The following is a 5,353-nucleotide window of genomic DNA, read 5'->3' as shown; positions in this document are numbered from 1 at the left end:
GGCCTAAGTACGGAGGGCTCCCATGGAACAATTATCCAATAACATATTTGAACTACAGTATGCGATGGACACCTTTTATTTCTTGGTGTGCGGCGCATTAGTAATGTGGATGGCGGCAGGTTTTGCCATGCTTGAAGCAGGTCTTGTTCGCGCTAAGAACACGACTGAAATCTTAACCAAAAACGTCGCGCTATTTGCGATCGCATGTACGATGTATCTCGTCTGTGGTTACGACATCATGTACGGCGGAGGTCTCTTCCTTGCAGATGTAGACAGCGTAGCATCAATGGACGAAGCAGCAGTAGCAGCGGTACTTGCATCTGCAACTGAAGCTGGCTTCGGCGACATGGGTGAGTACTCAGGTGCTTCTGACTTCTTCTTCCAGGTAGTATTCGTTGCAACAGCAATGTCTATTGTTTCTGGTGCAGTTGCTGAGCGTATGAAGCTTTGGGCTTTCCTAGTATTCGCAGTTGTCATGACTGGTTTCATCTATCCAATGGAAGGTTCTTGGACTTGGAACGGTGATGCAGTATTCGGCTTGTACGAGCTTAGCTACAGCGACTATGCTGGTTCTGGTATCGTTCATATGGCGGGTGCAGCAGCAGCCCTTGCAGGTGTAATCCTTCTTGGTGCACGTAAAGGCAAATACGGTCCTAACGGCGAAGTGAACGCGATTCCTGGAGCTAACCTTCCTCTTGCAACGCTTGGTACATTCATCCTTTGGATGGGCTGGTTCGGTTTCAACGGCGGTTCTACTTTGAAGCTTGGCGGCATCGGTGTAGCTAACGAAGTTGCTAGCGTATTCCTTAACACCAATGCAGCAGCAGCTGGTGGTTTGATCGCAGCTCTACTTGTAGCGCGCATCCTATTCGGTAAAGCAGATCTTACAATGGCATTGAACGGTGCTCTTGCTGGTCTAGTTGCGATTACCGCTGAACCTGCTGATCCATCTCCACTTCTTGCTACTATCATCGGTGCAATCGGTGGTGTGATCGTAGTGTTCTCAATCGTAACGCTCGACAAGCTTAAGCTTGACGATCCAGTCGGTGCGATCTCTGTACACGGTGTTGTTGGTCTTTGGGGTATCTTCGCGGTTCTTCTATCAGACGCAGACGCTACGTTCATGGGTCAGCTAGTAGGCGCATTGACTATCTTCGTATGGGTATTCGTAACAAGCTTGATCGCTTGGGGCGTCATCAAAGCAGTGATGGGTCTTCGAGTATCAGAAGAAGAAGAGTACGAAGGTGTCGACCTTTCAGAGTGTGGTATGGAAGCGTACCCAGAGTTCACTAAAGACTAATTCGTCCTTAGCCAACTCGTATAAAAAAGGCTCCCAAATGGGAGCCTTTTTTCTGCCTATAATTAAAAACTAGTTCTTTAGAAACTTGCGCATGAGTTCTGCTGTATATTCAGGCACTTCTATCATGGCAACGTGTCCAATTCCCTCAAGAACAACTTTTTGTGAATTCGAAACAAGCGCTGCATATCGATCAATATTTTTCACATTAATCGCTTTGTCTTGGTCTCCCCATATGATCAGCGTTGGCGCCGAAATGTTCTTGTACTCTTTTTCTAGACCAAGCTCCATATCTGAACGAATATCCGCAAAGATCTTTTTGTTTATTTCAGCGCGAGAAACAGACACCTCAGCCTCCGCTTTTGCGATTGCCGCCGGAATAAACGGTTGCTCAGACATGACAAAATCCAAAAGCGTGTAAAACTGCTCCTCACTCTCTGGGATCAACGGATTCTTTCCTTCTTTTAGCAGAGCGTCCATTTCGGATGGAAAATCATGCACCCCTGCAGGACTTATGAGTGTCATACTTAGTACTTGCTCAGGATGCCTCGCCGCATAAAGTGACGAAATTGCGCCGCCCATTGAATTTCCAACCAAATGAAAACGCTCAACGCTTAACTTGGCCATTAACTCATTCACAAAAGCAACCTGGTCTGCAATATGGTAGCTCCCTGCTATATCACGGATATTTTCACCATGGCCCAACAAGTCCGGGGCGATAACGCGATACTCATCACCGAACTGCTGAGCAAGACGCAACCAATTCACTTTGCTGCCACTAAAGCCATGCAGCATCAGCATGACTGGTGCATCTACCTCATTGTCAAAAACAGCAATCTGCTGCCCTCTCATCGCAACCAGTCTATGCTTCAGCCCCGCTTTATCGGCCTCCATCGACATCGCCCAGTCACGAAACTCAACGCGGTATTCATTACTAACAATATTAAAACCCAGAACGATTACCGCCAGCACAGCGACAGACACAAGTAATTTCTTCACATTATCTTCCTTATAGAACAGTTAAATTCGCACTTACTTGGCAAAAACCAAGGCATGCTAGTGGACAGAGAATAGCCAGACTATGGTAAGCTCCATGCTGAGTTGATATTTGTGGCCAATAACAAAGATAGAATTATGCCGACAAGATCCGTTTTAGGTTTAACCTACACTGCCCAGCTTTTCAAATCCAAGGGATTAGAAAGCGATGCCATACTAGACCAACATGGTCTAAATAAAGACCGCATTGACCCCAACGCACGCATCACGCGCAGCAAAGAGCTTGAGGTCTATCAAGATCTGTTCAAGCTCCATCCGGACCCGCTCATTGCACTTGGCATAGGCCCTTATCTCGGGCCTGCAGGTTACGGGCCCTTCGCGATGTTACTCGCCAGCTGCAAAGATGGCTATGAAAGCTGCCAAATGGGCATTCGATATCAGGCTATGGGCTACATGTATGGAGAAGTAAGTTTTGAACTTGCGCCTGAACATTCGTCCTTTCGAATTGATCCAGCCATGCTCCCTGAAGATGTACGAGAGTTTATCGTTTATAGAGATATGGCTGGCTGCGTAAAGCTAATGCGCGATATCTATTTAATGAACGGTGTTGAGTTTATTATTTCCGAAGTCCACATGACGGCAAAGCCAAAGAAACAGGACCTCGACAAATTTAGCAGCGCGTTTGGCTGCACAGTTAAATTTGGCATGCCAAGTAATCGTATTGTTATTCCCACCAGCGTACTAAAAACACCGTTCCCACAGGCAAACAAAAATGCATTCGATATGTATCGGGAGCAATGCGAGCACATTCTTTACGAATCCAGCCAACAGGAAGAAACGCTCGCAGATGCCCTAAAAAGCTATCTGATTATGTTTAGCTATGACATACCAAAAGCGAAAGAAGCCGCTCAAACGTTTGGTATGTCTGAGCGCACCTTACGCAGAAAGCTCAGTGATGAAAGTAGCAGTTTTCAGGCTGTATTGGACGATGTGCGATTTGAAAAAGCGAAGCGCTGGTTAGGGGATTCCTCGCTAAGCATTGAGCTGATTGCACTAAAACTTGGCTATCAGGAAGCAGCGGCGTTTAATCATGCCTTTAAGCGCTGGAGTTCGCTTAGCCCCTCGCAATATCGAAAAAATCACTCTTCTAGCAAGTAACCGATGGCTTTTTTCAGGCGGGCAATATGCCCAGGATGAAAGCCCTGAAAAGAGCCAATCACCTCTCCTTTCTGGTCAATCAAAAAGGAAGAAGGTAGCCCAACCAGATTATAAGCTCGCTGAGTTTTACCTGTCAGTTCAGAGAGGATCGTATAATCAACGGGGAATTTTTGGAGGAAGTCGCGAGCCTCTTGAGGGCTCTCATCCAGATTGATCGCGATCACTTGAAAGTCTTCGGGATCATACTCTTTTTGTAAGGCATCTAAAGCGGGGAGTGATTGCTGACATGGGCCGCACCATGAAGCCCAAAAATCGAGATAAACCACCTTTCCACGATAGTCAGTCAAACTGTGCTGACCAGAACCATCGAGAGCCGGTAGTCGAAAGTCAGGTGCCTGTCCGCTCCCCAACACGATGCCGGAAAACACAAACGTAAAGAGAAAAAATAGCGATCTGAACATGCTAGCACTCAAGCCAAGGTTTTGAGATTAGAACAAAGCCAGGCAAGTTGGTTCCTGAACTAGTCGCAGGAACCCGAACATCCACTTAAGTCTTTTAGCGCTTCCAAGTCCAGAATATTCAGGTCTGTGCGTTTCACCTCGATCAAACCATCTTTTTGGAAACGCTTGAATAATCGACTGATCGTCTCCGGCGCCATATTCAGGTGATTTGCAATATCTCGGCGCGCCATCATCAAATGAAAACGCGTCTCTGAATAGCCTCGTTGCTTGTAACGAGCGGACAGCGCAACAAGGAATGCCGCAAGTTTCTGATCAACACTATGCTCATGCAATTTGGTAAAGGAGTTATGTACTTCTTTACTCATTAGACTAAAAAGGTGCTGTTGAAGGCCAGGAACCTTCGTTGCAAGATTCTCAAGGTCTTTGTAACGAATCGCACAGAGACTAGACGTACCCAACGCCACCGCAGCGGAACCATGGACACTACTGTATATCGCGTCTAAGCCAAAGAGCTCACCCGGCAAATGAAAACTTGCGATGTGCTCAGAGCCTTGTGCATCGTTCAATACGGTTTTGAACATCCCAGACTTCACGGCAAAGATATACTCGAAAGGCTGCCCCGCCGAGTAAACTGTCTCGCCTTCTTGAAAAACCCGTCCAGTATCAACGATCTCTTCCAGAGAATTCATGTCGTCTCGATCAAGACCAACAGGCAGACAAATTTTGCCGAGAGAGCATTGACCACACTTAAGAAAACTTGCAGACGCAAGAGGGATAACTTGTTCCATGACCAACAGAATCTTCGTGATTAGATCGTCTTACTGTACCTGAGCGTTTTTTCGTTGTCACGACTCGGAGATCGTAAATAATGATCAAAGCACATCGCAATATTTCGAAGAAATACTCTGCCCAGCTCCGTTACCTGAAAACCAACCTCATCTGCTGCCAATAACCCATCGTGTTTAATGCGTTCTAACTGAGCCAATTCATGTTCGAAATACTGTTCGAAAACAAGATCATGCTCTGCACCAAATGCAGCATATTCAATGCGTTCACCGCACATAAGACGCTGAATCAGATCCGCTCTTACAACATCATCTCTCGACATCACAAGGCCTTTTGCGATCGGCAACACCTCTTTATCAAGCAACTTTGTATACGTGGCTAGATCGGTGGCATTCTGACTGTAACTCTCGTTAATGCGCGAGATTGAGCTAACACCGAGCCCAATTAAATCTGCCTCGGCATTTGTCGAATAGCCTTGAAAGTTTCTTTGCAAACTGCCATCTCGCTGCGCCTTGGCAAGGCTATCATCAGGAAGAGCAAAATGGTCCATGCCAATGTATTCATAGCCCGCCTTGCTTAAGCTAATAATACTATCACTTAGGATGGTGAGCTTATCAACGCTACTGGGCAGTTCCTCGGCCTTGATGAGTCTTTG

At 46.5% G+C, this 5,353-nt stretch carries 5 protein-coding genes and 1 pseudogene; 2 read left to right on the top strand and 4 right to left on the bottom strand.

Annotation, left to right across the window (positions count from 1 at the left end):
- Nucleotides 1–22: 22 nt before the first annotated feature.
- The gene (locus A3751_RS20165; RefSeq protein ID WP_068458695.1) at nucleotides 23–1,300 is read left to right on the top strand and encodes an ammonium transporter; all 1,278 of its coding nucleotides are present in this window, start codon (nucleotides 23–25) and stop codon (nucleotides 1,298–1,300) included.
- Nucleotides 1,301–1,369: 69 nt separating this feature from the next.
- On the opposite strand, the gene A3751_RS20160 is transcribed toward A3751_RS20165, so the two are convergent.
- Complete coding sequence (locus A3751_RS20160; RefSeq protein ID WP_068458694.1) at nucleotides 1,370–2,296, bottom strand: alpha/beta fold hydrolase; 927 nt, start codon at nucleotides 2,294–2,296, stop codon at nucleotides 1,370–1,372.
- A 135-nt stretch (nucleotides 2,297–2,431) separates the two neighbouring features.
- On the opposite strand from A3751_RS20160, the gene A3751_RS20155 reads away from it, so the two are divergent.
- On the top strand, nucleotides 2,432–3,451 hold the full coding sequence (locus tag A3751_RS20155) for an AraC family transcriptional regulator (RefSeq protein ID WP_068458693.1): 1,020 nt from the start codon (nucleotides 2,432–2,434) through the stop codon (nucleotides 3,449–3,451).
- Here A3751_RS20155 and A3751_RS20150 read toward each other — a convergent pair.
- From A3751_RS20150 to A3751_RS20140, 3 genes and pseudogenes are all read right to left on the bottom strand, one after another.
- Complete coding sequence (locus tag A3751_RS20150; RefSeq protein ID WP_068458692.1) at nucleotides 3,433–3,912, bottom strand: TlpA disulfide reductase family protein; 480 nt, start codon at nucleotides 3,910–3,912, stop codon at nucleotides 3,433–3,435. The two genes, A3751_RS20155 and A3751_RS20150, sit on opposite strands and share 19 nt — an antisense overlap.
- Nucleotides 3,913–3,971: 59 nt before the next feature.
- The gene (locus A3751_RS20145) at nucleotides 3,972–4,700 is read right to left on the bottom strand and encodes a helix-turn-helix domain-containing protein (protein WP_068458691.1); all 729 of its coding nucleotides are present in this window, start codon (nucleotides 4,698–4,700) and stop codon (nucleotides 3,972–3,974) included.
- A 20-nt stretch (nucleotides 4,701–4,720) separates the two neighbouring features.
- Nucleotides 4,721–5,353, bottom strand: a pseudogene (locus A3751_RS20140) (coproporphyrinogen III oxidase); the annotation flags it as partial.

The organism is Oleiphilus sp. HI0080 (genome assembly GCF_001635135.1).
This window is presented reverse-complemented; position numbering and strand designations above follow the sequence as displayed.